Below are 2,193 nucleotides of genomic sequence, written 5' to 3'. Positions count from 1 at the left end.
GATGCGGCCGTTGCGCTGCACGCCCTTGAACACGCCGTCGAGCTGCACCTGCAGCGGCTTGTCGAGCTGCGGCAGCACCAGCGGGCCGACGTCGGCATCGACCTGGTCGAGCGTCAGGCGCAGCGCCGGCTGGCGCACCGAGCTGTCGAAGAACTCCACCTGTGCGCCGTCGAGCGCGACCCGGCCGATGGTGAGCAGCGGCTTGGCGAGCGGGTCGGGTTTGGCGGCGGGCGACGTGGCGGATGAAGCGGGTTTGGTCTTGTCCTGCGGCTTCTCCAGCAGCGAGGGCAGCACGCGGGTCTTGCCGTCGCGGGTGCGCAGCACGGCCAGGTAGGCGCCCTCGACGCGCACCTGCGCAATGCGCCACGGCCCGCCGAACAGGCTGCGCGGATCGGGCGTGATGCGCACGCGGCTCGCGCGCAGCTCGTCGGCCACCGGCCAGCCGGCCGGGCCCTGGATGCGCAGGTCGAGCACGTCGATGCCGGTCCAGCCGGGGCGGATCGCGCCGATGCTGGCGCGCGGACCGAGGGCCAGCGCCACTTCGGCCTGCAGCTGGCGGGTCGCGACCTGCAGCGCGATGACGGCGAGCAGGATCAGGCCGAGGACGATCGCGCCGGCCAAAGCGAGGCGGCGCCGGGTGCGGGTGAGCGTGAGGGTCTGGAGCAGGGCGGTCATGGGCGGGCGCCATGCTACCCGGGTTGGGCCAGCGCGGTCAGCGCGATGCCGGCTCGCCGGCTTCTTCGTCAGGAGGCTGGCGATGGAAGCGCCAGCCGCCATAGAGCGCCGCGCCGGCCGTCAGCACGTTGGCGGCCATCTGCTCCCAGGCTTCGTAGCTCCACGCGTGGTACATCCACAGCGCCGAGATCGCGAGCATCGAGTACCGCAGCGTGCGCCCGGTCATGTAGAACATCGCGTAGGTCGACCACAGCGAGGCGGCGATCAGGAACAGCGTGCCCCAGCCGTTCCRGGTCAGCAGGCCGGTGGCCACCGTCAGGACGCCGAAGGCGGCCAGGCCGAGGCTGCGTGCGCCGGCGCCGTGTTGCAGCGTGGCGGCCGAGGTGGCGGTGCGGCCGGCGCTGACCAGGTTCAGCGCCGCCGCCGTGTGGGCCCCGATCAGCACGTTGTTGAGCGCCCACAGCAGGCCGGCGAAGCCGGACTGCAGCCGCAGCGATTTCTCGCAGCGGCGCAGCATCGCGAAGGCGTTCATGGCCAGCGCGGCGAGGCCGGTGGCGTGGATGAGCAGGTCGTCGGTCGGCATGGCGGTGCCGACAGTCTCGGGCGAGTGCTCACCCGGCAGTCCCCGGAATCGAACCGGGATGACGGCGCTTCTCACCGGCAGAGGTTCGGGGGAGCGGCTGGGTGGGTAGGATGTCGCATGACCCGACCGACACCCCCGCAGACCGTCCTCGTCACCGGCTTCGAGCCGTTCGGCGGCGAAACGATCAACCCTTCATGGGAGGCGGCGCATGCGTTGGATGGCGAACGCCTCGGCGGCGCGGTGTTCGCGGCCCGTCGCCTGCCCTGCGTGGTCGACGACGCCGGCCCGGTGCTGATCGATGCGATCGAGGAGCTGAACCCGGCCCTGGTGCTGTGCCTGGGCCTGGCCGGCGGGCGCACCGATGTGTCGATCGAGCGTGTGGCGATCAACATCGTCGATGCGCGCATCCCGGACAACGCCGGCCGGCAGCCGGTCGACGAGCCGGTGGTGGAGGGCGCACCGGCTGCGTACTTCTCGACGCTGCCGATCAAGGCGATGCTGCGTGCGCTGCACGACGGCGGCATCCCGGCGTCGATCTCGTCGACGGCCGGCACCTACGTCTGCAATGCGGTGTTCTACGCGCTGTCGCACTACATCGCCACCGAGCGCCCGGCGCTGCGCGGCGGCTTCATCCACGTGCCGTGGCTGCCGGCGATGGCGATACGGCATGCGTCGGCGCCGAGCCTCGCGCTCGACACGCTGCTGCGGGCGGTGCGCGTGATGGCCGGCACGGCGCTCGGCGTCGAGCGGGACATCCGCCTCGCAGCGGGCAACACACACTGAAGAACGCGCCCTGATCAGGGCGGCAGCATGCCCTTGCTGCGCAGCGCCTGCCGGCCTTCTTCGCTGGCCAGGCTCTTCAGGAACTCGCTCGCCGCCGCCCGGTGCGTGCTGGCCGCGCCCAGCGCGCCGGCATAGGTGGTGTAGTTCTGGAT

The 2,193-nt window shown here is 71.9% G+C and carries 3 protein-coding genes and 1 pseudogene; 1 reads left to right on the top strand and 3 read right to left on the bottom strand.

Annotated features, from left to right (window positions below; all coding sequences use genetic code 11):
* Positions 1–675, bottom strand: a pseudogene (locus tag AC1D15_RS28280) (hypothetical protein); the annotation flags it as partial.
* A 37-nt stretch (positions 676–712) separates the two neighbouring features.
* Complete coding sequence (locus AC1D15_RS28275) at positions 713–1,258, bottom strand: YgjV family protein (RefSeq protein ID WP_477828625.1); 546 nt, start codon at positions 1,256–1,258, stop codon at positions 713–715.
* Between the two features lie 117 nt (positions 1,259–1,375).
* On the opposite strand from AC1D15_RS28275, the gene pcp reads away from it, so the two are divergent.
* The gene (gene pcp, locus AC1D15_RS28270) at positions 1,376–2,041 is read left to right on the top strand and encodes a pyroglutamyl-peptidase I (protein WP_477828624.1); all 666 of its coding nucleotides are present in this window, start codon (positions 1,376–1,378) and stop codon (positions 2,039–2,041) included.
* A 14-nt stretch (positions 2,042–2,055) separates the two neighbouring features.
* Here pcp and AC1D15_RS28265 read toward each other — a convergent pair whose 3' ends face one another.
* Entirely contained in the window at positions 2,056–2,193 is a 138-nt protein-coding gene (locus AC1D15_RS28265; RefSeq protein ID WP_477828626.1) for a substrate-binding domain-containing protein, read from the bottom strand.

Source organism: Rhizobacter sp. P2_H2 (assembly GCF_056403375.1).
Note: the sequence above shows the minus strand (reverse complement) of the source record. Positions and strands in the feature narration are given on the sequence as shown.